At 57.8% G+C, this 24,825-nt stretch carries 23 protein-coding genes; 12 read left to right on the forward strand and 11 right to left on the reverse strand.

Annotation, left to right across the window (positions count from 1 at the left end):
- Window positions 1–97 precede the first annotated feature (97 nt).
- On the reverse strand, window positions 98–1,414 hold the full coding sequence (locus DSM3645_RS02855; RefSeq protein ID WP_002650511.1) for a DUF1501 domain-containing protein: 1,317 nt from the start codon (window positions 1,412–1,414) through the stop codon (window positions 98–100).
- Between the two features lie 14 nt (window positions 1,415–1,428).
- On the reverse strand, window positions 1,429–3,552 hold the full coding sequence (locus tag DSM3645_RS02860) for a DUF1549 domain-containing protein (protein ID WP_002650512.1): 2,124 nt from the start codon (window positions 3,550–3,552) through the stop codon (window positions 1,429–1,431).
- A 273-nt stretch (window positions 3,553–3,825) separates the two neighbouring features.
- On the opposite strand from DSM3645_RS02860, the gene DSM3645_RS02865 reads away from it, so the two are divergent.
- The 6 genes from DSM3645_RS02865 (at window position 3,826) to DSM3645_RS02890 (ending at window position 8,988) form a co-directional block, all read left to right on the forward strand.
- Window positions 3,826–4,830, forward strand: a complete 1,005-nt coding sequence (locus DSM3645_RS02865; protein ID WP_202594918.1) for an SMP-30/gluconolactonase/LRE family protein — start codon at window positions 3,826–3,828, stop codon at window positions 4,828–4,830.
- A 43-nt stretch (window positions 4,831–4,873) separates the two neighbouring features.
- Window positions 4,874–5,623 (forward strand): ion transporter, encoded by a 750-nt coding sequence (locus tag DSM3645_RS02870; RefSeq protein WP_050769286.1) that lies wholly within the window; start codon window positions 4,874–4,876, stop codon window positions 5,621–5,623.
- A 155-nt stretch (window positions 5,624–5,778) separates the two neighbouring features.
- Entirely contained in the window at window positions 5,779–6,144 is a 366-nt protein-coding gene (locus tag DSM3645_RS02875) for a hypothetical protein (RefSeq protein WP_002650515.1), read from the forward strand.
- 119 nt (window positions 6,145–6,263) lie between these two features.
- On the forward strand, window positions 6,264–6,710 hold the full coding sequence (locus DSM3645_RS02880) for a tetratricopeptide repeat protein (RefSeq protein ID WP_040352037.1): 447 nt from the start codon (window positions 6,264–6,266) through the stop codon (window positions 6,708–6,710).
- A 40-nt stretch (window positions 6,711–6,750) separates the two neighbouring features.
- Complete coding sequence (locus tag DSM3645_RS02885) at window positions 6,751–7,281, forward strand: hypothetical protein (RefSeq protein ID WP_002650517.1); 531 nt, start codon at window positions 6,751–6,753, stop codon at window positions 7,279–7,281.
- Between the two features lie 231 nt (window positions 7,282–7,512).
- Window positions 7,513–8,988: a sulfatase family protein gene (locus DSM3645_RS02890; protein ID WP_002650518.1), complete on the forward strand. Its 1,476-nt coding sequence runs from the start codon at window positions 7,513–7,515 to the stop codon at window positions 8,986–8,988.
- 84 nt (window positions 8,989–9,072) lie between these two features.
- Here DSM3645_RS02890 and DSM3645_RS27590 read toward each other — a convergent pair whose 3' ends face one another.
- The 4 genes from DSM3645_RS27590 to DSM3645_RS02910 form a co-directional block, all read right to left on the reverse strand.
- Complete coding sequence (locus tag DSM3645_RS27590; protein WP_002650519.1) at window positions 9,073–9,501, reverse strand: hypothetical protein; 429 nt, start codon at window positions 9,499–9,501, stop codon at window positions 9,073–9,075.
- Entirely contained in the window at window positions 9,501–10,514 is a 1,014-nt protein-coding gene (locus tag DSM3645_RS02900) for a DUF1559 domain-containing protein (protein WP_237564743.1), read from the reverse strand. The genes DSM3645_RS27590 and DSM3645_RS02900 overlap by 1 nt, the downstream gene beginning before the upstream one ends.
- Window positions 10,515–10,867: 353 nt before the next feature.
- On the reverse strand, window positions 10,868–11,902 hold the full coding sequence (locus DSM3645_RS02905; RefSeq protein ID WP_002650521.1) for an agmatine deiminase family protein: 1,035 nt from the start codon (window positions 11,900–11,902) through the stop codon (window positions 10,868–10,870).
- Complete coding sequence (locus tag DSM3645_RS02910) at window positions 11,902–12,798, reverse strand: carbon-nitrogen hydrolase (RefSeq protein ID WP_002650522.1); 897 nt, start codon at window positions 12,796–12,798, stop codon at window positions 11,902–11,904. The genes DSM3645_RS02905 and DSM3645_RS02910 overlap by 1 nt, the downstream gene beginning before the upstream one ends.
- A gap of 83 nt (window positions 12,799–12,881) precedes the next feature.
- Here DSM3645_RS02910 and DSM3645_RS02915 point away from each other — a divergent pair, with 83 nt between their 5' ends.
- From DSM3645_RS02915 to DSM3645_RS02925, 3 genes are all read left to right on the forward strand, one after another.
- Entirely contained in the window at window positions 12,882–13,472 is a 591-nt protein-coding gene (locus DSM3645_RS02915; protein WP_002650523.1) for a hypothetical protein, read from the forward strand.
- A gap of 382 nt (window positions 13,473–13,854) precedes the next feature.
- On the forward strand, window positions 13,855–14,829 hold the full coding sequence (locus DSM3645_RS02920; RefSeq protein ID WP_040351563.1) for a DUF1559 domain-containing protein: 975 nt from the start codon (window positions 13,855–13,857) through the stop codon (window positions 14,827–14,829).
- A 14-nt stretch (window positions 14,830–14,843) separates the two neighbouring features.
- A complete protein-coding gene (locus DSM3645_RS02925; RefSeq protein ID WP_040351564.1) occupies window positions 14,844–15,257 on the forward strand; it encodes a hypothetical protein in 414 nt (137 codons plus the stop codon).
- Between the two features lie 107 nt (window positions 15,258–15,364).
- Here the strand turns inward: DSM3645_RS02925 and DSM3645_RS02930 are convergent, their stop codons facing one another.
- On the reverse strand, window positions 15,365–16,162 hold the full coding sequence (locus DSM3645_RS02930; RefSeq protein ID WP_050769288.1) for a hypothetical protein: 798 nt from the start codon (window positions 16,160–16,162) through the stop codon (window positions 15,365–15,367).
- 229 nt (window positions 16,163–16,391) lie between these two features.
- On the opposite strand from DSM3645_RS02930, the gene DSM3645_RS02935 reads away from it, so the two are divergent.
- From DSM3645_RS02935 to DSM3645_RS02945, 3 genes are all read left to right on the forward strand, one after another.
- Window positions 16,392–17,024 (forward strand): 3-keto-disaccharide hydrolase, encoded by a 633-nt coding sequence (locus DSM3645_RS02935; RefSeq protein ID WP_002650526.1) that lies wholly within the window; start codon window positions 16,392–16,394, stop codon window positions 17,022–17,024.
- Window positions 17,025–17,183: 159 nt separating this feature from the next.
- Window positions 17,184–19,247, forward strand: coding sequence for an FAD-dependent oxidoreductase (locus tag DSM3645_RS02940; RefSeq protein ID WP_237564744.1), 2,064 nt, complete (start codon window positions 17,184–17,186; stop codon window positions 19,245–19,247).
- 76 nt (window positions 19,248–19,323) lie between these two features.
- Complete coding sequence (locus tag DSM3645_RS02945; protein WP_131282158.1) at window positions 19,324–19,986, forward strand: hypothetical protein; 663 nt, start codon at window positions 19,324–19,326, stop codon at window positions 19,984–19,986.
- 126 nt (window positions 19,987–20,112) lie between these two features.
- On the opposite strand, the gene DSM3645_RS02950 is transcribed toward DSM3645_RS02945, so the two are convergent.
- The 4 genes from DSM3645_RS02950 to DSM3645_RS02965 form a co-directional block, all read right to left on the reverse strand.
- Entirely contained in the window at window positions 20,113–20,730 is a 618-nt protein-coding gene (locus DSM3645_RS02950; RefSeq protein WP_131282161.1) for a hypothetical protein, read from the reverse strand.
- A gap of 21 nt (window positions 20,731–20,751) precedes the next feature.
- Complete coding sequence (gene floA / locus DSM3645_RS02955; RefSeq protein ID WP_002650531.1) at window positions 20,752–21,792, reverse strand: flotillin-like protein FloA; 1,041 nt, start codon at window positions 21,790–21,792, stop codon at window positions 20,752–20,754.
- A gap of 74 nt (window positions 21,793–21,866) precedes the next feature.
- Window positions 21,867–22,460, reverse strand: coding sequence for an NfeD family protein (locus DSM3645_RS02960; protein WP_002650532.1), 594 nt, complete (start codon window positions 22,458–22,460; stop codon window positions 21,867–21,869).
- Between the two features lie 41 nt (window positions 22,461–22,501).
- Window positions 22,502–24,649: an NfeD family protein gene (locus tag DSM3645_RS02965; RefSeq protein WP_040351565.1), complete on the reverse strand. Its 2,148-nt coding sequence runs from the start codon at window positions 24,647–24,649 to the stop codon at window positions 22,502–22,504.
- Window positions 24,650–24,825 lie beyond the last annotated feature (176 nt).

Consider the following 24,825-nt stretch of genomic DNA (forward strand, 5'->3'; position numbering starts at 1 on the left):
GCCTCTGGCTAGTGTTCGCTTGGTTCGAAAAGACGCAACTTCAAAGCTTGCGTTTTGGGTTACGAAGAGCGGATCGAGCGGCAAAGCGGCGTCGCTGTTAGAACAGCTCCGAAATCAGCTCGCCACCTTTGACCAGCGCCAGCGGTTGGTCTTGGTCGGTGACGTATTCTTCGTGCGGGTCGAGTCCCAGGATCTGGCAGAAGGTGACGAACAGGTCTTGTACGCCGACCGGGCGATCGCTGACGTGGACGCCGTCTTTGTCGGTTGCGCCGATCACCTGGCCGGTTTTGACGCCGCCGCCAGAGAGACAGGTGATCCAACCGTCCGAATAATGCTCGCGGCCGCCGTCGGGTTTGAACTTCGGAGTTCGACCAAACTCGCCCATCCAGACGACCAGCGTGTCTTCCAGCATGCCCCGCTGTTCGAGATCACGCAGCAAGGTCGCATAGGCCTGATCGACTTCGCTGGCGAGCAGGGGGTTTTCTTTCCAGCCGTTCTTGTGCGTGTCCCAACCTTGGTCGCCGCTCGTGCCGGTGCTGAAGACCTCGATGAAACTAGCGCCATGTTCGACCAGGCGACGCGCCAGCAAGCAGCCTTGGCCGAAGTTGCTGCGGGTGTACTGATCGCGCAGCTTGGCAGGCTCGTTGTCGAGACGGAAAACGTCGAGCTTAGGACTCAGCACAAAGCGGCTGGTTCGCTGGTAGATCTCTTGTTTTTCATGGACGCGATTGGCGCCGCCTGTGGAGGCGAACTGTTGGTCAAATTGTGAGGACAACGCCAAGCGGCGCTGTAGTCGGGCCGAGTCCACTGTCGGCAACACGTCGGCCGGCAGCTCGCCGGCGGCGTCGATTTTGAATGAGTCATAACGCGGTCCCAACACGCCGGCGTCGACATCGCGGGTTTTGATCCGCGGTGCGCCAATGCGGACGAACGCCGGCAATGCGTAGCCAGGGTCCCAGCGATCACGCGCGACGACCGATCCCCACGTGGGATAGGCGATCGACGGGTTGATCGGATAGCCGGTGCGCACTAGTTTGATCGCGCGAAAGTGATCCCGCTCGCTGCTATGCATCGACCGAATCAGCGCGATCTTGTCCATCACCTTGGCGGTCTCCGGCATATATTCCGAGATCCGCACGCCGGGCAAGTTGGTCGCGATGTCGGTGGAGGGACCTTGGTTCTTCGAGCCGATCTTGGGATTGAACGTTTCAAACTGGCTCGGGCCGCCGTCCATCCATAGCAAGATCATCGACTTGCCGCGCTTGCGCAGTTCGTCGGCCTGGGCGATCATCATGTCGCGCCACGAGAGCGCGACCGCTGTGCCTGCGGCGCCGGCGCAAAGTTGCTTTAAGAAACCACGGCGATGCGAGACGCCGTCTCGGCCGGCGCGCAAATTCCAAAACGGCTGAATCATGAGCAAGCTCTCACTTAGCGGCGAGTGGTGAACTCGGCCGAGTTAATCAGGCTCCAAAGCAAATCTTCGAACGCCGCGCGGCGATCGTCGACTTGCTTCAAGTAGTCGCGAGAAATCTGCACGTCTTTGTCGCTCGGGCGACGTCCCAGCACGTTGACAAACAGTTTTTCAATCGCCACCGCGTCATCTGGGTTGTCGGCCAAGATCTTCGCTAGTTTGGTTCGTGCGCCTTCATCGGCGGCGATTTGCGCTTGCAGTTGGCGATTGTTCATCATGAACATCGCTTGCTGCATCGTTTGCGGGCGAAACTGATCGCCGAGCGACGGGTCATAACCAAACGCGTCGCGGACTAGATCTTGCGTGCTTTTGGGAGGAGGCGGAAAGCGTTCGTCGCCGGTCGGCTTCTTTTGCTCTCCCTTGAGGTTCGGCAGATCAATCGCCGCGGCGAGCGAAGCGAAGATCTCGTCGCTGCGCAGCTTCTCGGGCGAGGAAGCTTCCAGCGGACCGTGATGCTCATCGGTCTTGGGCAGTTGGCGTTGATAGGCCTGGCTGTTAAGGATCAACCGCAACAGCGCTTTGGAATCGTACCGGTTAGCGACAAAATGCTCGGCGACCGCATTGTGCACTTCCGGCAGCGTGGGGTAACCGGCCAGGTCGGTGATCTCATCGACCGGATCGCAGAAAGGGCGATCCATCAGACGATCCCACATCCGATTGACGTACGCTTTGGCGAACAGCTTATTCTCGGGCGAAACGACCCACTTGGCCAATTGAGCGCGGCGCTCTAGGTCGGGCGTATCTTGCGCGAGCGGCTCTCCATCAAAGACGGCCGGCAACATGATCTGCTTCGTTTCCGGCATCTTGTGTTCGCCTTTGGGCTTGCTCTTGACGACAATCTGCGTGCTGTCGTTCCAGGGCAATTCGGCTTTGGTGCGAACAAAGAAGGCGGCCATCTGATGGAATCGCTCTTGCGGAATGTCAACGAACGGATGATCGTGACACTCGGCGCATTGAATTTGGGCGCCCAGGAAGATGCGGGTCGACTCGCCGGCCAGGCGCGAGACGTCGGCCTGGTGATAGCCGACATAAAACGCGGCCGGGTTGTCAGCGACTTTGCCGACGCCAGTCAGCATTTGATAGCTGACCTGATCCCAGCCGACGCCGTTGTTGAGTTGCTCGGCGAGCCAATGTTTCGGCGTGTCGTACGAGAGAAAGGTGAGCTCGGGCGACGGAGTGCGATAGCTAAAGACGTCGCTCCAGTAATTCGCCCAGTTGGCGCCATACTCTTCAGACGCCAACAGCCGATCGATCAGCTTGGCGCGTTTGTTGGACGCAGGATCTTCCAGAAATGTTTTCCATTCTTGCTCGGTCGGAACGCGCCCGATCGCGTCTAAGGTGACGCGGCGCAGGAACGATTCGTCATCGACCAGCGGAGTCGGATTGTCGACCGCCGCGACCGATTCGATCAGCTCGTCCAGCTCACGCGGGGTGAGCGTCTGCAGCCCAGTAGTTTCGATACGTTCAAACGGCGGCGCGGTTGCGAGTTCTTCGGCTTGCTGCTGTGCTTTTTTGTCGCCGGGGTCGACCGTCTTCGCTTCAAACTTTTTCAGCTTCGGCAGATCCTTGATCGCGACTAGCAAGACGGCGTCGGCGATGATGATGCCGTGAGGGTCGTCGTTGGTGATTTTGACGACCGCTTTTTCGTCGGCCGGAAAGTGAAACTTGCCGAGCGATTGGAACGACGCCGGGCCCTGAGGACCGGGGCGTTGATTTAAACGTTGGCGCGATTCGCCGTTTTGGTGCTGGATGATGATCGGCGCTTGCTGGGCCCGATTCGAGCCGCCGTTGTACGCCAGAAAAACTTCGTACTCACCGGCTTCCGGCACGACGGTGGCGAAGGTCAACGACTTTGGCGCGTTGCTGTCCGCCATCTTCGACGTGCCGCTATGGAGATAGCCGGCGCCGACATAGGGAGCGGTATGGGTCGAGTCGTGCCAAGGACCTTCCTTATGTGCCGCCGAATCGTCGAGCAAGATGCCCGGCAATTTGGAAACGTCCAACACATCAGCAGCTTGCGTTAGTTGCGGCCCGGCGAAGCAGGCCGCCAACAGCACGAGTGCGAGTCGACGGTGCGCCATGTCGAATCACCTAAGGTAGGAATGGTGCGGCGAGCGGAAGGCGAGACTCTCCGGAGGAGAGCGAAACCGAATTTACCCAATGGAGAGGGCCGGGTCAACAAAAACCTAGGTTTTGTGAGATTTTGCGTAACATCAACGCTGCGTAGGGGAGGAGAGTTTCTCTTTGCGCGCTATGCAGCGGGCGGCGATATTTGCGTCGCGCTTTCGCTTTAGCTACGATAAACACGCAAATCGCCCACTCATTTCCTTATCGCCCCCCTCTGGATTCGCCCCATGTCGATCACACGTTTTGCTGTTGCCCTGCTAGGAATGCTAGCCCCAATTCTTTCGCCGGCAGCGGCGGAAACGCCCAAGTCGATCGGCAAGATTGAACGGCTTGATCCGGCGATCGACCAGTTGATACCGGCCGACGCGGTGATCGAGGTCTTGGCCGACGGCTTTGATTGGAGCGAAGGGCCGGTCTGGGTTCCGCAAGGCGAGTATCTGCTGTTTAGCGATATTCCTCCCAATCGGATGATGAAGTGGAAAGCGGGGGAAGGCGCGAGCATCTTCATGGAGCCGAGCGGCTATACCGGCAAGACGCCGTTTACCGGCAAAGAGCCTGGCACGAACGGTCTGATGCTGGACGCCGACGGTAATCTGATCGCGTGCTGCCACGGCGATCGCAACCTGGTCAAGTTTGTCGACGGCAAGCGAGTGGTCTTGGCCGACAAGTATGATGGGAAGCGTTTCAACAGCCCGAACGATCTGACGATCCACAGCAGCGGCGACATCTACTTTACCGATCCGCCGTATGGACTGCCGAAAAACTTTGACGATCCGACGCGTGAGCAAGAATGGTGCGGCGTCTATCGCTTGAAAAAAGATGGCCAGGTCGAGCTGGTCACCAGCAAGCAGACGCGCCCCAACGGCATCGCGCTGTCGCCGGATGAAAAAACGTTGTACGTCGCCCAAAGCGATCCGGCGGCGGCGACCATCACGCAGTATCCGGTCAACGCCGATGGCAGCGTGGGTGAAGGGAAGATCTTCTTTGACGCGACCAACCTGGTTGGCGAAAAGCCGGGCCTGCCGGACGGAATGGCGATTGACGCAGCCGGCAACATCTGGGCGACCAGCCCCGGCGGCGTCTACATCTTTACGCCGGAAGGCAAGCAGCTTGGTCTGCTAAGCACCGGCGAAAAGACGGCCAACTGCACCTTTGGCGACGATGGTTATTTGTATCTCACTGCGGATATGTACTTGTGTCGTGTGAAGACGAAGACGAGCGGGGTGAAGTAGGAAAAGCGGAAAGCGGGAAGGCCTGTCTTACAAGGATCATGACGTGAAGCCTTCTTCTTTATCGAATTCGCTCCGAGCGCTGGTCCTAGGGATTCAGGTTCTGATCGTGCTGTCGCTCATCGCTTTTTCGATCGAAACGCTGCCCGATCTTTCACCTGGAATGGTGCGAGCGCTTTACTTTTTTGAGGTCGTATCGGTCGTCATTTTTTCTGTGGAGTACCTTGCCCGCCTTTGGGTCGCACCCCATCGCTGGAAGTTCGTGTTCAGTTTTTTTGGAATTGTAGATCTGCTGGCGATCCTTCCTTTCTTTCTTTCCCTGGGAGTCGATCTACGGTCGATTCGTGTCGTTCGCTTGTTACGACTTGTCCGGATATTAAAACTGGCTCGCTATAACAAAGCGATACAACGCTTTCACTACGCAGTATTGATTGCTAGAGAAGAAATATTGCTCTTTCTTTCGGCAGCGGCGATCCTGCTCTATTTGGGCGCTGTTGGCATTTACTATTGTGAATGTGACGCGCAACCGGAAGCATTTGGCTCGGTCTTTCATTGTCTCTGGTGGTCGCTCGTGACATTGACGACTGTTGGCTACGGCGACGTCTATCCGATTACCGTCGGCGGGCGAATTTTTACCGCCGCTTTGTTGTTGGTCGGACTAGGAATCGTCGCAGTGCCCACCGGCATAATTTCCTCCGCGCTGGTGAGAGCTCGAGAGCTGGAAGAACAGCAAGCAAAGCTGGCCCTGGGGAATCGCGAACTGCTTTCGGTTGATGTGGCGCCGGTTGAGGATTAGGTCGCTGTAGCCGCCGCTTGGAACTCACCGCCGCAAGCCCTCACCAAATTCGCATTTCCACTTGGCGATCGCTAAAATAATGTTTCTCTAGGTGGATACCATAAAGCTGCTTGTCACGAGTCAAATAGGTCGCCTGCTTTTGTAGGGCGTGGATGATGAGCGATTCGAAACTCACGGATGATGAGATCCTCGCGTTGATCGGTACGCCGTCGACGATTCTGTTTGGCAAAGCGCCTCCTGGGCCGGAAGAGCGACGGCGGGAAAAGTTTTATGAGCGCGTCGCCGAGTGTTTGGGGCATCGCGTCGAGTTGGCCCATTTGCGCGAAGAATTTGAGTCGCCTGACGCTTCGGAAGACTTTCTCGCGGCGCTCGATGAATTTATCGCCAGAGCGAGCGACGCGCACGAGTGCTGGACGTTCTGTTCGCCCCAGGCCGCTTGGCGGAGTCTGGCCGAGTACGGCGGCTATGCGTTGGTCATCGAGGGACGCGTGACGGACGTTTTGATTACCATACGGAATTGAATCGCTCGTTGGAGGGGGATTTCCGCTGCGGCGACGTGGGCAAAGTGGGCGGTTACGTGTTACAATTGCCAGCGAAATCAAACCCCCTTCTGACGTTTAACCGACGGCCCGACTTCGACATGTCTGAACTGGACGACGCTCTCTACGAACAAGTCACCGAGCAGAGCCAAGCGGGGAACGTGTTGTTTGACGCCGGCGATCTGGACGCGGCGAACGAGAAATTTGACGCTGCCTGGGAGTTGCTGCCGGAACCGAAAACTCAATGGGAAGCGGCGCTCTGGCTGCTAGCGGCGAAGGCCGACGTTCATTTTGCCCGCCAGCAGTACGCCGAAGCGGCCGCGGTGCTAACGCGCGCGGCGATGTGCCCTGACGGGCTGGGGAACCCGCTTCTCCATTTGCGGATGGGGCAAGCTCAGTTTGAGCTGGGCGATAAGTCCCGGGCCGGCAACGAGTTTACGATGGCGTACATGGCCGCTGGCGCCGATATATTTGAAGACGAGGACCCCAAGTACCTCGATTACCTGAAAACGATCTTGCAACCGCCGGTCGGACAAGACACGCTGTAATTTTTAACGAACCCTTAGAAGGACGATTTTTCTACTAGCCATGAACATTCAATCATGGGGCTCTGCGGTCAAACGACTTTTAGCCGAGCTGCAAGAAATTGACTTTGGAACCCCCCTGGGCGAAAACGTCCTTCCCGATCCGCAGCCGACCGAAGAGGTGCAAAAGCACATCGACCGGGTGGGGCTGCAAGATGGGACGCGACTGGCCGAATTCTATTCGTATTGCGACGGCGTCAGTTGGCCCGATGTCCATGTCGGCTACTATGTTTCGCCGATTGATCGCATCGCCGACGTACGCGAAGGGGACCCGACCGAACTGGTCGGCGGACCCAACGAAGGCCCCGTGCAGTTGATCGGCAGCGATGGGAGCGGACGCTTGTTTGTGATGCGCAAGCAAGAGCAAGACGTGCTGATCCTGCCGCCAGGCGAAATTGTCGACGGCAAGTACGACGACGCCGACGGACGCTCGGTTTGGGTTGCGATCGACCTGAAGACCTTTCTGCAATTGCTGCATGACGATTTAAAAGCGGTCGTGCTCGACACGCCGGAACATAGTTTTCTGGGAAGCTAGCAACGTCTCTTCCCCAACCTGTGGGAAGGGGGCGCGGAACGCGGCCAGGCACGGCGAAACCTCGGGAATGATACGGTAGGAATCGCCCGCCGGTGATCGACCAGCAAGCGGGTCGGTTGCGGCTTTGTTGCAGGTTCGTGCAGAAATGTTTTGCGTTGGCCAGCGGTTCGGCGATATCATGAGACATCACAAGTCCCATGATTTCGCTAGACTTTTGCCTGTCGACTGCTCATGATCTCGCAACCTACGCTTGGTTCTCGCTCAAGGAACATCGTTTTTCCGGCGCTGCTGGTCGCCGGAGCGTTCGCTTGTTTCTGTGATGCGGCGCAAAGCGCCGACGCGAAGCCCCCCAACATCGTCCTCTTCTTTGTCGACAACCTGGGGACCGGCGACATCGGCTGCTATGGTTCGACGTTGCACCGGACGCCGCACATTGACCGCTTGGCGGCGGAAGGCGCCAAGTTCACCAGCTTTTATGTCGCGAGCGGCGTTTGTACGCCGAGTCGCGCGGCGCTGATGACCGGTTGTTATCCGCTGCGAGTCGACATGCACAAGAGCGGCGAAGGAGTCGCGGTGCTGCGACCGCTCGACACCAAGGGGCTGAATCCGAAAGAAACGACCATGGCCGAAGTCTTGCATTCGGTCGGCTACGCAACCGGCATCTTTGGCAAATGGCATTTGGGAGATCAGCCTGAGTTTCTCCCGACTCAGCAAGGTTTTGACACCTTCTTTGGTATTCCCTATAGCGATGACATGACCAAGGACCTGCGTCCTCAATTGTGGCCTGAACTGCCGCTGATGCGCGACGAACAAGTGATCGAAGCGCCAGTCGATCGCGACTTGCTCGTGAAACGCTGTACCGAAGAAGCGATTGCATTTATCGAGCAGAACCAAGAGCGACCCTTCTTTGTTTACATTCCGCACACGATGCCTGGCTCGACGAAGCGTCCTTTCTCGAGCCCCGCGTTTCAGGGGAAATCGAAAAACGGTCCTTACGGAGACAGCGTTGAAGAACTGGACTGGAGCACCGGCCAGGTGATGGAGACGCTCAAGCGACTCGATCTCGACGAGCAGACGCTGGTCATCTGGACCAGTGACAACGGAGCGCCGCACCGCAACCCGCCGCAAGGGAGCAATCTGCCGTATCAAGGGGACGGGTACAACACCAGCGAAGGCGCGATGCGAATGCCGTGCGTAATGCGCTGGCCTGGCAAGATTTCCGCGGGTCAGATCAACGATGCGCTTTGCACAACGATGGACCTACTGCCGACGTTCGGCAAACTGGCCGGCGCGACGATGTCGAAAACGGAAATCGACGGTCACGAGATCAGCCGCATCTTGCTGGGGGAGAGTGATACGGCGTCGCCTTGGGATGACAAGGGATTCGCCTTCTACTACATGGATCAACTTCAGGCGATTCGCGCCGGACGCTGGAAGCTTTACCTGCCGCTCGATCCCAAGACGGGGCTGCGTCTGCCGCCGGCAGCGAGCAAAGAGGGCAATGTAGCGCTATACGACGTTCGCAACGATGTCCACGAAGACCAAGAAGTCTCGGCCGAGCACCCCGACGTGGTCGCCCATCTCACCGATCTGGCTCAGCAGATACGCCGGGAGATTGGGGATGTACGACAAGTAGGAACAGGCAGGCGCGAAGCCGGCAAGGTCAAAGATCCGCAGCCGCTCGTGCTTGATAAGAGCGTGCCGTAGCAGCTTGTCTCTACTTTACCTTCTAGCGTGACGCTCAAGCTGCGAAGTCGCCGCAAGAGCATCACGCTCGGCCCGGAGCGTCGATCACTCATCTTCGTTGGGCGGGTTGGGGACGGCGAAATCGTGCTCGGATGCGTTCGCTGGAATCTCGATCGATTCGCGGTGAACGCGGAAGACCATGTTGCCGTACCGATGAAAATCATTTCGGGCGGATGGTTCGCCATCGTAGCCTTCGATTCGAACCCGATGCGGACCGGGGACGACTCCTTTGCCGTCCTGGGACGTATCGTAACGTCCGTCGACGATGTCGGCGTAACCGCCGGGACCGGAGTTGCCTTGTTCGGTGTCCGGCGCAAATGAGATCTTGCCGGCGGGAAGGGGGCGCCCGTCGTAGGTGACGTTTCCCCGAATCTGGTGACGTTGCGGTCCATTTTCGGCAACTCCGCAGCCAACGCATGCGACCGTCAAAATTGTGACGACGCCAATCCAGTTTTCGCGTGTTGTTCGATCCATTAGTTCCAACCTCCTGTCGGAAGTCCGTCGCCGCGTCGACCCAGCGCGCGATAGACGGCCAGATCCATGTTCTCGCTAAAGAAGTGGACCGACGCGTCACCCAACGTGAAATGGCAACCGCCGGGGTGACGACTGCCGAAGATGCTCGACGCTTCGGCCAACTGAATGGAGGAGGCGATTTGTGGTGCGCTGTTGATCGAGTTGCCCGCGGCGCACAGCGTGATCGGCGACGCGTAAGGCGAGTTGGGCAGTTCGCCAGAGGCCCAACTGCTTTGGCGCGTGGTGGCCGTCGTGTGAGCGCCGAGCAGAAAGTGATACTGTCCTTCGCCCACCATGATGGTGTTCGTCATGCCGTCGGTAACATCGGCAAAGCGCGTCTTCGAGTTGTTGTAGAACATTCCGTTGGTGTAGAAAGCGCGGGTCGGAGTGCTGCTGCCGCTGCACGCGGCGTTGAGCGTTGAATCAAATACGGTCGGATCGCCTCCTCCCTGGCAAGCCAGGTAGTTGAGCGTCGGAGTTTCGTTATCCGACAGCGGATCGGAAGGACATTGAAACTTCTTCAGCGGTTGAAACTGCCAGGTTTTGTTCACCGAAGTGCAAGTATCCGAGTAGGGAGAGAAGATCTTGGTGAAGTCAAATTTGTCGTGCAGCGGCGCTTCTTCCATGAACGCCAGAATGAGGACGGTCCAGGGGGCGAAAACCTGATTGCATTCGTCGGTTCCTCCTCCCAGCGGTTGGCCACTGGCGGTGCACGTAACATGACCGCTAATTGCTCCCGGCGGAAACCGAAGGTGAGTGTCGTGATAGTTGTGTAACGCCAGGCCAATTTGCTTTTTGTTGTTGCTGCACGCCATGCGTCGCGCCGCTTCGCGGGCTTGCTGCACTGCCGGCAACAACAGGGCGATTAAGACGCCGATAATTGCGATGACTACCAGCAATTCGACCAGCGTAAAACCAGATGAACGACTTCGAGTGGGAGGAGAATTGGAAGTGGATGGGGTCAACATGGACATGGCATTCGTACTCCGAATGAGAAGAATGCCCGAGGCGTTTTAAAGAAGAAGAATTGGCGAACGCGCCTCAGGGCGTGAAAAAAATCAATAAAACATGATTTGGGCTTTCACTTTAGGCCAGAGTGGGGGTGCGGTCAATGGAGAATTGCCTGCGATCTCCCCCATAAAAAGACAGCAGATCACTAGTAGATATTGGCAGTAGAAGAGGCGTTGGTTCAGGACGGGGTCTTCGAAGAAGGAAGCTTCCGTCGGATGCCGTTGATCGCTCCAGCACTTGCCCACAACGCACATTTTGAATTTGCGCTCATTGACGATTTGGCAAGACGTTTCTCCCTTGGGTCTTCGTCATTTTCTTACCGCATGATCTGCTGCGTGATGCAGTGATACGCGCCGAGTCCCCAGACCAGGTCGAGCGCCGGCAACGGGACGATTTGACGATCCGGAAAACAGCGGCGCAATACTTCGACGGCCGCCGCGTCGGCCGGGTCGTCAAACTGCGGTACGATCACCACGCCGTTGGCGATGTAGAAGTTGCAGTAGCAAGCCGGAATCCGTTGCTCGCCAACCAGCTTGGGTTGCGGCATCGGCAGCTTGATGACTTCAAAGGGCTTGCCATGCGGATCGGTCATTGCCTGGAGGCGCGCGAAGTTCTCGGCCAGCGGCTCGTGATTTTCGTCCCCAGTATTTGGTTCGTAGGCGGCGACGATTCGATTGGGCGCCACAAAGCGGGCCAACTCATCAATGTGTCCGTCGGTATCGTCGCCGACGATGCCGCGTCCCAGCCACAACACTTTCTCGGCGCACAGGTAATCGCGCAGATATCGCTCCATGTCGTCGCGCGAGAGCGTCGGATTGCGATTCGGGTTGAGCAGGCACTCTTCGGTCGTCAGGATCACGCCGGCGCCGTTCCCTTCGACGGCGCCTCCTTCCAGGATAATGCCGGGCTCGAAGTAGGGAACGTCGAGATCCGCGAGCAGCTGTTGGGCCGAAGCGTCATCGGCGTCCCACGGCGGATACTTGCCGCCCCACGCGTTGTAGCGCCAATCGAGCGCTGCCCGCGGTTGATCGTCGTTGGTCGATTGCAGGAAGATCGGTCCATGATCGCGGGCCCACGCGTCATTGGTCGCGATGGGGTGCAGCGTCACGTTGGGGAGATGACCGACCATCTGCGTCGCTTCGGCCAGCGCATCGCCGGCGGCTTGGATGTGGACCGGTTCGAACTGCGACAGCGTCTCGACCAGACGCTGGTAGACGAACGGGATCGGCTCAAATTTGTCGGGCCAGCTTTCGCGATTGTGCGCCCAGGAGAGGAGCGTGCCGACGTGCGGTTCCCATTCGGCGGGCCAGCGATAGCCAAGCTCGCGGGGCTTTCCTGCCAACTTCGCCATTAGTGGGCGCCTTCGTCAAGATAGAGCTTGGTGAGGCCGCTGTAGGCGTCGACGCGGCGATCACGCAGGAAGGGCCAATGCGTGCGGGCAAAGTCGATCTGCGCCAAGTTGCACTCGACCAGCAAGATCTCTTCCTGATCGTGGGAGCCGACTTTCAACAGGTTGCCGTTCGGATCGCTGACGAACGAGTGTCCCCAGAATTCAATCGTTCCTTCCAGGCCGACGCGATTGGGAGCGCAAACGAAAACGCCGTTGGCGATCGAATGGCTGCGCATCATCGTTTCCCACGCCGAGACTTGGGCCGGACCATACTCTTCTTTTTCGTCAACCAACCAGCCAATCGCAGTTGGATAGAAGAGCATCTGGGCGCCGGTCAGCGCCGTCAAGCGAGCCGCTTCGGGGAACCATTGATCCCAGCAGATGCAGACGCCGATGCGGCCGTACTTGGTCTGGAACGAGCGGAAGCCGAGATCGCCCGGCGTGAAGTAAAACTTCTCGTAGTAGTGGGGATCGTCCGGAATGTGCATCTTGCGATAGATCCCCAACTGCGTTCCGTCGGCGTCAAAGATGGCGGCCGTGTTGTGATAAAGACCTTCGGCTCGCTTCTCGAACAGCGACGCAACGACCACGACGCCATGTTGGGCGGCGGCCGCTTGAATCGCCTGACTCGTCGCTCCCGGGATCGGCTCGGCCTCTTGAAACTTCAGGTGGTCTTCTTCCTGGCAAGGATATTGCCCGGCGAACAGCTCTTGCAGGCAGACGATATTGGCGCCCAGTTGGGCCGCTTCGGCGATCCGCGCGACCGCTTTGTCGACGTTCTCTTGCTTGACGGTCGAGCAGGTCATTTGCACGAGGGCGACGTTTACTTTATCAGGCACTTTGGCGGGCGTGGTCATCGGTTTGGGGGCCTTGCAAAAGATTGCCAGCGGTTATGATTTGTCAGGGGCGAAGCGCAGCGCAATCGCGCGTATTCAGTGTGATGTTACAACAGCCGGGAATGCGGGAAAACTACGGCTTATCGCGGATTGGAACGAACTTGGCCGACGACGGGATTTTGAACGCGAGTATGGACCTGGGAGACGGACTCACACGCTGGTCCATTCGCGCCGCTTTGACGGTGCTGGTCCTCTGCTGCGCCGGTCGACAGTTGGCCAGCGATAACCAGCGCTGGCAGGCGATCGATCGGCTGCTGTGGCCGCTTGGCTGCGCGCTGTTTCTGACGCATATCGCCGCCGCGATCTACTTCTTTCACCACGGCAGCCAAGCCGCCGCTTTCGCCGACATCGCCAACCAGACCAAAGAAGTGTTGGGCGCCGCCGTGGGAGAAGGGCTGTACGTCAACTATCTGATGGCGGTGGTCTGGACCGCCGACGCAGTATGGCTGGCCGCGCTGCCGCACTCCTATCGTCGGCGTCCAGCCTGGGTCGAAGGGGCGGTGCTCGGGTTCTTTCTGTTTATCGCCTTCAACGGAACGGTCATCTTTAAAAGCGGCTGGCTGCGCGTCGCAGGGTTGGTCGGTACGACGGTGATTGCGGCGGCGCTGATCTGGCGCGGTTGGCGTCACCGCTGATACTGAACCAATCTTGTATGTCACTGCTGCGGGCGGCGTGCAAGCGATCTTGGGAGATGGTTCGGGCTGTTCATCGCGGAGACGATCGATGTCACCAACCGGCCGAATCACGCTTTTTTTGTGCAACTTTCGCACTGATAGGTTCTGTGCAAAATCCGGGCGTTTTTTGTTCGGAATATTGGCTGGAGCAAATCGTCGTTATTAAATTCCAAAGAATACAAGTAAGCTCCTTTGATTTCATGGGGGAAGCCATCGTTTCTATGTTAGAAACATTTGCTTGGCGGCGGTTTTTTGTCGTCGCAGTTATCAGGGTATTATGTCATCACCTTGGGCGGTGCTTAGATGTAGACATTCGATATGCCTGCCTTCGAAAGTGAAACGAATGAGAAGATCAAATTGGAGTCGTCGTGCATTCACGTTGGTTGAATTGCTGGTGGTTATCGCCATCATCGGCGTGCTGATTGCGTTGTTGTTGCCGGCGGTCCAGCAGGCCCGCGAAGCGGCTCGTCGCATGCAGTGCACGAACAATATGAAACAGATCGGTTTGGCGTTGCATAACTATCACGGCACGCACCTGGTTTTACCGCCGGCTCTGCTCGATCCAGGCTGCGCTGATTTCGGGACGGCGGGTTTTCCGCAAACGGTCGGCAAAAATGTTCGCAACATCACGGTGCAGCTGTTGATCTTGCCTTTTCTAGAGCAGAGCGCACTGCATGATCAGCTCGACTTTGGGAAGCCGATGGGGCCTGCCCATTATTCCGGCGTAGAGGCTCCGATCGCTGCGGATTACGCTTCGAATCAAGCGGCGTTGCAGGCAAATCAGTTTGGCGCTTTCGCGTGCCCTTCCGATCCATTCGACGTTCCCGGCACCTATCATGGTTCGAGCACGGAATACCATGCGGAAGGGGCTCGCCGGACCAGCTATACCTTCGTCTCGTACGATTGGCACGATTCCAACGACTGCCAGAAGATGTATTGGGGCGGACCGCTCAATGACTCTCGTTTACGAGGCGCATTGGGCATCAACGGATCGGCTAAATTTCGCGACGTGACTGACGGCTTAACCAACGCGATGTTCTTTTGCGAGACGGCGATGGAAAAACGAAACGCCAACTATGGGACGTTCTGGACGGCGTGGTCCATCACGTCCGGCGTTGACATCGACTACGGAATCAATACTCCCTACTCGGCGACGGAATCGCTTCCGTACGCTTGGACCGCAGGGAGCCATCACCCGGGCGGATGCAACGGGTTGCTGGGAGACGGTTCGGTTCGTTTCATCAGTGAGACGTCCAACGCCAACGCACTGAATACGATTGTGAGCATCGCCGATGGCGAAGTTCAGGGCGACTTATAATGAGGAAAGCTTCGATGAAACGAAATCAACTCACTGCTTTCGCGACTCTGCTTCTGGCCGTGGTGTCGGTAACGCTGGTCGGCGGCGGATGCAGTCCGTCCAAGAACTTTCCAGAATTGAAAGAAGTCTCTGGCGTGTTGATCGCGAATGGACAACCGGCGCCAGAAGTTTCGGTCGTGTTTTATCCTCAAGGAGAGGGAGGCGCGTCGCGCGGAACTACCGATCTCGAGGGGAAGTTTCAGCTGATGTACGATCGCTCTACCAAAGGCGCCGTTTTGGGAGCTCATCGCGTCAAGTTTTTGGAAATGAGCGTTGACGAGTCGAAGTCGCGGATTCCACGAAAATATACGCGTACGGACAACGGTCTGACCGTAGAAGTGACGAGCGATGGTCCCAATGAATTTGTATTCGACCTAAAAGGGAAGTAGTTTCCCTGCCGGAATCGATCAACAATTCAACGTCGAATTAGTTGGCGGAACATCTACAACCAGGCTCTCGCACACGTGCGAGAGCCTGGTTTGTTTCTTGCCGCCCGCTATCGTCCTGGGTCGCGTGACGGTCGGGCTTCGCTGCGTCCGCGTAGGACGCGCTTCGCGGATTCGATCGGCGAGCTGACGAACGCCCATAGAATCAAGCCTAGCAGCAACCCCATGCCGGTCATCGCAAGGAAGGGCCAAGGAGCGTTCCAATCTTCAAAGCCGTGATGCAGGTCGGCGCCAAAGATCGTCGCCAACGTCACGATCGGAAAGAAGAAGGCGGCCAGTACGTTCAAGCGATGCGCCGAGATCGACATCCGCTGGCTCGCTTCGGCCTGACGTTCGGTCTGTTGGGCGATGGCGAAATCGAGTTCGTTCTTCGCTTCGTTGTAAAGCAGCTCGGCCTTGCGTTCTAACTCATACGCTTGATCGCGCGCGTTGATCAGCACCTTGTGGTTGTCGCCCATCTCACGCGCCTTTTGCAGAACCGCTTGCAAATTACGCGTGGCGCGGAGCAGGGGACTAAGATCAGAAATCACCTGAAAGTAGGCGGCGCTTCCTTCGGCGGCCTCTTCCTGTTTTTCGAGACGGTCGATGGCCGCGGCGTACTGCGCTAGATGTCGAACCAGCGCGCCGTCGCCGGAACCGAGGTCGCTAGAGTTCCATTCCCCTTTGTCGTCTCGCCACAAGTAGCGGCCGATCCGGCTTTTTTCGCCCGGTTTTGGGGGCTGATGCAAAACAATCAGCAGATGGCCGTCTGCCTGCATGACGCGCTGTCGTCCCGCTTGATCCCCCAAGCGGCGGCGAAAAACGTCGGGTACTTCCCAGATAGCGGGCAAAATCGACTTGTTATTCATCGGTAGACTCGCGGTGAGGGGAAAAATTCGCGGCTCTCTTGAGATTCGCGGACGACGCGCTAATATTGCTCGCTTTTGATCGGGCGAATGCGTGAAGTTCGGCGAATAGACAGTGAACTTTGCAGCTGTTATCCTCGAATTGTCCGCTTGTTGACTCTTTCGACGAGCTGGAGCGACCCTTTTTACCAGATATCCCCCCCGGGACCTTCACTACATATTGGAGAAGCGAATGAAGCGATTGACTGCACTGAGCCTGTTGATGTTGGCCCTGACGGCTGTTTCGGTCCGTGCTGCGGATGACGAAAAGGGCTGGGTCTCGCTGACCGATGGCAAGAGCTTCGATGGTTGGAAGATCAACGAGAACGAAAAAGCTTGGAGCATCAAAGATGGCGCGTTCGTCGCCAAAGGCAGCCGTAGCCATTTGTTCTATGTCGGCGACGACAAGCCGTTCAAGAACTTCATTTTGAATCTCAAAGTGATGACCAAGAATAACAGCAACGGCGGCGTCTACATCCACACCAAGTACCAGGATGAAAACTGGCCGAAGCAAGGTTTCGAATGCCAGGTGAACAACAGCTACAACTCGGACCCGCGTAAGACCGCGAGTCTGTACGCCGTCAAAGACGTCGCCGAAGCTCCGGCCGGCGATGACGAGTACTTTGACTACACGATCGAAGTCAAAGACAAGACGGTGAAGCTGTCGATCAACGGCAAGCTGGTCAATGAGTACACCGAACCGGCTGACGCCGAAGCGGGCAAAGATTTTACCCGCGTCTTTGACAAAGGAACCTTCGCGCTGCAAGCGCATGATCCCGGCAGCACGGTTTACTACAAAGACATCCGCGTGAAACGTCTCCCGTAGGGGACCAACTCGCTGAAATAGCAGCAATCGAAAGCCGTCGGCGGTATGCCGGCGGCTTTTTTTGTGGCGTCTCGGCTGTTTCTTTGCCTTCCGATTCAATTTACAATAAGCGAAATAGAAATTTCCCGCCCCAATCCCTACCTTTCTGGAGTCTTTCGCGTGATTCGATCCATCGCACTGTGCGCCATGCTGTTGGCGACCTGCTTCACCGCTCGACTAACGGCGGCCGAAAAGAGTTATGACGTCGTCATTTATGGCGGCACGTCGGCCGCGATCGCAGCGGCCGTGCAGGTCAAACGAATGGGCAAGTCGGTGATTGTCGTCTCGCCGGACGTTCACTTGGGCGGACTCACCAGCGGCGGACTCGGCTGGACCGACAGCGGCGACAAGGCCGCGATCGGCGGCATCTCGCGCGAGTTCTATCAGCGCGTCCGCAAACACTACGACGATCCTTCCGCTTGGCGTCAGCAGAAGCCGGAGCAGTATAGTCGCTACAAGAAAGAGGAAGATGCGATGTGGGTCTTCGAACCGCATGTCGCGGAACAAATCTTTGAAGACCTGGTCGCCGAGTACAAAATTCCGGTCGTTCGCGACGCCTGGCTCGATCGCGAAAATGGCGTCGTCAAACAGGATGGCAAGATCGTCTCGATCAAAACCCTGGATGGCGAAACCTACCGCGGCAAGATCTTCATGGATACGACCTACGAAGGGGATTTGATGGCGGCCGCCGGCGTCTCGTACTTTGTCGGACGCGAAGCGAACAGCGTCTATGACGAAACGATGGACGGCGTGCAAACGGCTCGTGCACGCTCGCATCAGTTTGATTATCCGGTCGATCCCTACGTCACGCCGGGCGATCCCAGCAGCGGTTTGCTCCCCAAGATCTCGGCCGATCCGCCGGGCAAAGATGGCGAAGGAGACAAGAAGCTGCAGGCCTACTGCTTCCGCACTTGCTTGACCACTGCCGAAGACAACATGGTTCCTTTCCCGAAACCGGAAGGCTACGACCCGCACGATTACGCGCTGCTGGCGCGCTACTTGGCCGGCGGTTGGAAAGGGGTCTTCAACAAGTTTGATCCGGCCCCCAACTTCAAAACCGACGTCAACAATCACGGCGGTTTCTCGTTCGACAACATCGGCATGAACTATGATTATCCCGAAGCGACCTACGAACGCCGCAAAGAGATCATTCAAGAGCACGAAGATTATCAGATCGGTCTACTCTATTTCCTGACGAACGACCCAAGCGTGCCGGCCGATATTCAAACGCGGATGAAGAAGTGGGGGCTGTCGAAAGATGAGTTCGTCGACAACCACAACTGGCCGCATCAGCTTTACATTCGCGAAGCGCGGCGGATGGTCAGCGACTTTGTCATGTCGGAGCAGTACCTGAGAGCGCTGAAGCCGACGCCGGAGTCGATCGGGCTGGGCTCGTACAACATGGACTCGCACAACACGCAGCGTTACGTTGACGCGGAAGGAAACGTCCGCAACGAAGGAGACATTCAGGTCAGCCCCGGCGGCGCCTACCCGATCAGCTATCTTTCGATCGTGCCGAAGCGGGACGAGTGCGAAAACTTGTTGGTGCCGGTCTGCGTTTCCTCGTCGCACATCGCCTATGGTTCGATCCGCATGGAGCCGGTCTTTATGATCCTGGGGCAATCGGCCGCGACGGCCGCCGTGCAAGCGATTGAAGGAGACAAAGCGGTGCAGGACGTGAAGTACGACGAACTGAGCGAACGCTTGTTGGCCGACGGCCAAGTGCTGGAGATGGCTCGCAAGCCGAAGCGATCGACGGTTGTCTTGCGTGCCAAAGACCTGCCGGGAACCGTGATCGACGACGTTGACGCCAAGACGGTTGGATCCTGGGGCGAAAGCAGCGTCGTGCAGCCGTACGTTGGCAGCGGCTATCGCTTTAGTGACGCCAAGACGAAATCCAAAGCGACGATCGCGTTCAGCACGAAACTGAAGCCGGGCCGTTATGACGTTCGCGTCTCTTATTCGCCCAACGCCAATCGGGCCAGCAATGTGGCGGTCGCGATCAAGTCGGGCGGCGCGTCGCACACGGCGGAGCTGAACCAACGCGAGAAGCCGGAGCATGACAAAGCGTTCACTTCGGTCGGACAGTTCGAGCTCGACGGCGAAACGACGGTCACGATCAGCAACGACGGGGCCAACGGTTTTGTGATTGCCGATGCGGTCTCTTTTGTGCCGGTGAAGTAACGTCAGAGTCGCGACACAATTTGACATGCAAGCGCCGCCAGGATCCAATCTTGAGCGGCGTTTTTTTATGGGATCGATGAATAAGATGCTCCCTGCCAACGATCTCCAGACGGACAATCCTAGCCGCGTAACCACGTTTGACGGCAAGGCCGCTTTGCATGGATACATCGCGACGGTTATCACTCTGGCCGCGATCGGCGTCCTGGTGCTGTGGATCAGCGACGTGCTAGGCGTTGCTCTGTTGCCGCAGGACCAACCATCGGCAAGCACAACTACTGTGGGATTTCTGACGCTGCTGTTCAGTCTGATGGCGGCGTGGTTCTGGCGACTCTACGCAATTCGGAAGCGACCGCTGCTGCGGCTGGGGCGCGAAGGGATCGAAGTGAATCTGGGCGTCGCGATCATCAAGAGCTTTCCGATGCGAATGCTGACGGCGTTTGGCCTGCTGCGGGCTCGCTTTGGCTGGATCCCGTGGTATCAACTGCGACGAGTCGAAGCTCGGCCGTCGGTCAGCGAATATCACGCTAAAGCCGGCAGTACGGGAGGCCTGGTCCTGGAAGGAAGCGTTTTGATGATGCATGCCAACGGCCCGAATCCGACCGGCGTCGCGCTGGCCGAGTCACTGGCGATTCTGACCTCCGAATTTCAATCAACGCCAACTCAAGTCGCCGCGAAGATTCAGCCGTATCTCGACGATCCCCAGCTGCGCCAAACGCTTCCCAGCTTGTTTGGATCGTAGTACGTTTCGCTACGGAGCAGGAGATTGCGCATCCTGGCTTAGACGACAAGTGCGTGACAGCGGACGGGGTGATCGTGTCGCTCGACAAAGAGGACGAGAAAGAAGCGCCGTCAGAAAATCGACCGCCTACCAACGAACCGGACGGTTCATAATCTCATTCAAAATAATCACCTTCCGCATATCGCTGGGGTTGCGGAACATCGCGGCTAGTTCGGCGGCGGCGGTGGCCGATTGGCGTTTGCCTTCCGCTTCTTCCATATCACCGAGATCGTAGTCGAACGCTTCCGGCTCGCGGGCTGGTTCGCGCGCCGCTTGCAGATACGTTTCGACTTCGTCGGTATAATCCTCGCCGTGCGAGGGGAGCGCCTCTTTGGGCGTATCGGCGAGATGGCTGGGAAGTTGGTCATGCGCCATGAGCGTCGGCAGCGGTTGGACCATTTCCGCTTCGACCATTTCATGCTCAGAAGCGTAGGCGGGTGGAGCTTCGCCCCGTTGGTCGCGATTGGCTCGCTGCAAGAAGTCGGAGATTTCCGATTCGAGATCGTTGCCTCCTCCTTGCTGTGGACGGGGCTTTTGCGGCGTTCTCGGCGGGCGAGGAGTCTCCCGATTCCGGCCGCTGTCGCTTTGCGTGGTGCTGCCGCCGAACATCTTTAGGATTGCCGGTCCGACGACAAACAACAGCACGATCGCGATCTTGATGATCACGTCGAGGTCGATGCCAAGCAGGATTGGGATTTGCAACATTTCCATCCACCTCGTCAGACGTTACTTGGTCGGATTGGAACTGGAGAGCGCGATCGATTTTCGCATGTCGGTATCGGCCTGGACGTTACGCAGCGAATAGTAGTCCATGATGCCGAGCCGGCCCGACTGAAACGCTTCGGCCATCGCTAGCGGGACTTCCGCTTCGGCTTCGACCAAGACGGCTTTGGCGTTTTCGATCTCGGCCATGTTCTCACGCTCGGCGGCGACCGCCATGGCGCGTTTTCCTTCGGCGCGAGCTCGAGCGACGCGGGTATCGGCTTCGGCCTGGTCGGCGCTCAAGCGTGCGCCAATGTTCTCGCCGACGTCAATATCGGCGATGTCGATCGAAACGATCTCGAACGCGGTGTTATGATCCAAGCGACGCGCGAGCACCGTCTTGGAGATCATGTCGGGATTCTCGAGCACGACCGAATGGGTTTCGGCCGAGCCGATCGCGCTGACGATACCTTCGCCGACGCGGCCGATGATCGTTTCTTCGGTGGCGCCGCCGATCAGCTTTTGCAGGTTGGCCCGCACGGTGACGCGAGCTTTTACCTTCAACTGAATGCCGTCTTTGGCCACCGCGTCCAGCGAAGGTCGCGCCGATCCGCGGGGCGGGCAGTCGATCACTTTCGGATAAACGCTGGTTTGAACCGCTTCCAGCACGTCGCGCCCGGCGAGATCGATCGCGGTCGCTTCGCGGAAGGTCAATTGAATCGTTTTCGCTTTGTTCGCCGCGATCAACGCGCGAATGACTAGCGGAACATTGCCGCCGGCTAGAAAGTGGGCTTCCAGCGCTTTGCTGGTGATGCCGGTGCTTTCACCCAGACCGGCTTGCACGGCCATGATTTTGCTGCGGACGATCGTCTTGGGATTCACTTTACGGAACGACATTCCGATCAAGTCCCAGATGCCGACGCCGGCCCCGGTCCAGATTGATTGAATCCAAAGCCGAAAGTAAAAGGCCATCACGCCGAAAATGATCAGAAAAACGACCGCGACAACCAACATCCCAAAGATGATCAAGGGAGTAAAGTTATCCAAAAAGTCCGCGATTAACATGGTGATTAACTTCTCACTCTCTAGTGTCGGGGCGAATCTCCGCACTCATGTTTAATCTGGTTGGGTAGCGCAAGTCAAGCGAACGGATCCTCGAACGAGTCGATTCCCAGCGAGTCAATCGGTTGCCTGAAAGGATCGTCGGCGGCTGTGTTGTCGGCGGCGGTCGCAGCGCCGGGCGACTGGTCCTCGGCTCGAACGACGACGATTCGGGTCCCATCGACTTCGACCACTTCGATTTTCTCGCCCGATTCGATCGCGCCCGACTCGCTGATGACGTTCCAGCTTTCCCCTTCAATATCGGCGTAGCCGCCAGGCAGCAGCGTGCAAGTCGCGACGCCCAGCTTGCCAACCAGGCGGGTCAAATGCTCTTTTTCGGCCTCTTCTTCCTTCGTATGAGCAGGAGTATTGAGCAGGACCAGCTTGCCGATGGGGGTGTGGGGCCAAAACTTGACCGCCATCCCAAAGACCACCGGCATCGCGATCACCGCGACTCCTAAGAAGATCGTGCCAACGGTGGGCCCGCAGTAGTAATAGGCCCAGCCGATCGAACTGAGCATCGTGAAGAACGCGAGAACGCCCAAGATGCCGGCTGAGGGAAGCAGGAACTCGAGGAAAATCAGCCCCAGGGCGATCACCATCAGGATCAGCGCAAAGTAAATCGGCGACATCTCTATTTTCCTGCAAATATCCTACGGGATGCGCTCTGCGATCACTTGGGCCGCACGATGAGATAATTCCCACGGGCCGAAACGGCGATCAATTCGGCGCCACGGGGCGCGAAACCTGTTTCGCATGTCACGTTGACCAGCTCGCGGCCAAACTTCGCTTTGCCGCCGGGGACCAATTGCGACTGCGCCACGCCGGTTTGTCCAACCAGATGCGTCAGGTCGACAATCATCTCGCGACGATTTTGCTCTTCCGCCGACTCTTCGTCCGGAGGTTGTAACATTGTATCGCGCAAATAGGGGACGTATGGCACGATATGCTTGGCGAACATCATCGCGGCTCCCATCGCGGCGATCACGATGAAGATGTTCGCGAGCGAGTAAGGAACCTGGTCGAGCTGATAGTCGGTCTGCGGCCAGATAAAGGTTTGGCTGGCCAGGACGACCGAGCCCAGGATCATCGCGCCGCCGCCGAGCCCGAAAATGCCAAAGCCCGGCAACACGAAAATCTCGACCAAGACAAAGCCGACGCCGCCGACAAACAGCAGCACTTCCAGCCAACCGGCGGTGCCGCTAAGAAATTGACTCCAAAAGTAAAAGCCAAAGCAGATCGCCGACATGAAGCCAAAGATGCCGATCCCCGGCGCTTGCATCTCCATGATGAGCGCCGAGATGCCGATAAACAAAAAGAACCAAGCCAAGCCGGGATGAGCCAGCGCGTCGATCAGTTGATGCGCCCAGGTGCGGACCGGGGTCGAAATCTCGCCGCTCACCCCATAGCGCCGCGCGACGTCGGTCGCATCGGCGGCGATCGCATCGACTAGGCGCAGATCAAACGCTTGACCGCCGGTCAGCTCGAGCGGTTGACCGGCGATGGTGATGACTTCGGTTTGCTCCCACTGGTCGGGGGCAATTTGTTGCTGCAGCTCCTCGGCGCAGAAGAGCGCGGTGAGCCCTGATTGCTTGTGGCGATAGTTGGCGACCTCCAACTGCGGATCGCACATCGCCGCCCAGGCCGACCAGCGCCGCTGTTTCTTTTCGCCCACTTGAATCAAAAAGTTGCGAACGTCAGTCGTTCCTTGCTCGCTGTATTGATAGGCTCCGGCGCCGCCGACGAGGGAGTCGGTCGCGACGACAATTTCGTCACAAGCGAAAGCGACAATCGCGGCGTTGCCGGCGGCTTGTTGTTTGATTAGCGCCACGGTCCGGACTTCGGCCGGCTGCTTCATCAAATAGTTCATCAGCGATTCGACCGCGACCGGATCGCCGCCGGGCGAATCGATTTCGATTAGGACCAGATTCACCTTGTCGCTAACTTCGCTCTGAATCAGCCGCATCAGTTGTTGAACTTGATTGTTGGTGACGCCGCCGCTCAATTTGACTTGCGTCGCTTTCCAATCACGTTCCAACGAATAGTCGAGTTGCAGTTCGACATCCGGCGCCGCCAATTGCTCGGCCAATTGCTGTCGCGACTCCGCCAGATGGCTGATGAGCTGATACTTCAGACGCAAATCGCGACCGGTGAAAATCGCAAGTTCGCCGGCCGAGACAATTTTCTCGCTCTTGGCGACTTCGCCTGCTTTTTTCATTTCGTCATATTTTTCACCGGTGACGAACTGCCGATCATTGACGCGAAAGACTTGCGTTTGTCGATCGAGCATCCCCAGGGCGATCGCCGCTGGCAGCGAGTTCCGAAAACCGGCGATCTCTGCATACGCTTGCCGCATCGTCGCCGAGATCGACTTCTCGAGGATGCCGGCGTCGCCGATCTGGGCGTCGGGGGCCATGATGATTTGTTCGCAGGCCAGCGGCAGCAGCACCGCGTGCCCGGTGACCGACTCGGGCAAATAAGCGACGGTGCGAACGCGACTCATTTCGGTCGAGGTCAAAAAACGAGCGAGAGCGAGACAACGCTCAAATTGGCTTGCATCGGCCGAACCGCCGCGTCCGGGTCGCATTTCTAGTATGAGCACCGGCCGCGGCTCGATCGTGGGGAGCGCCTGCAAGGCGCGCTCGATGCTTTGTTGAATCGCGACATCGGACGAGCCGGCGATCGGCAACGAAACGCGGACGCGCGCCGCTTGACGCGGCGCGTCGTCTTGAGCGCGCAGCGGAACCGCCAGCATGCCGACGACCAAAACGAACATGGTCGAAAGCAGCAGAGGCCGCTGCGAGGGGACTCGTGTTTGCATCGAGACTTTCCGCAAAGTAGTTTCGCTCCGCCGTCGCCGCAGGCAGAAATCAAATTCGTCCAATAAGCATTCGTCGCTAGACGCTTCAACTTTCCGACAATTCGGCTTACGAATTATAGATCGTTACAAATCGCGGGCCAACAAACGAGTCGCAATCGGTACGAACTGCGAAAATA

Origin of the sequence: Blastopirellula marina DSM 3645, assembly GCF_000153105.1 — a bacterium.
Classification (GTDB): Bacteria; Planctomycetota; Planctomycetia; order Pirellulales; family Pirellulaceae; genus Blastopirellula; species Blastopirellula marina.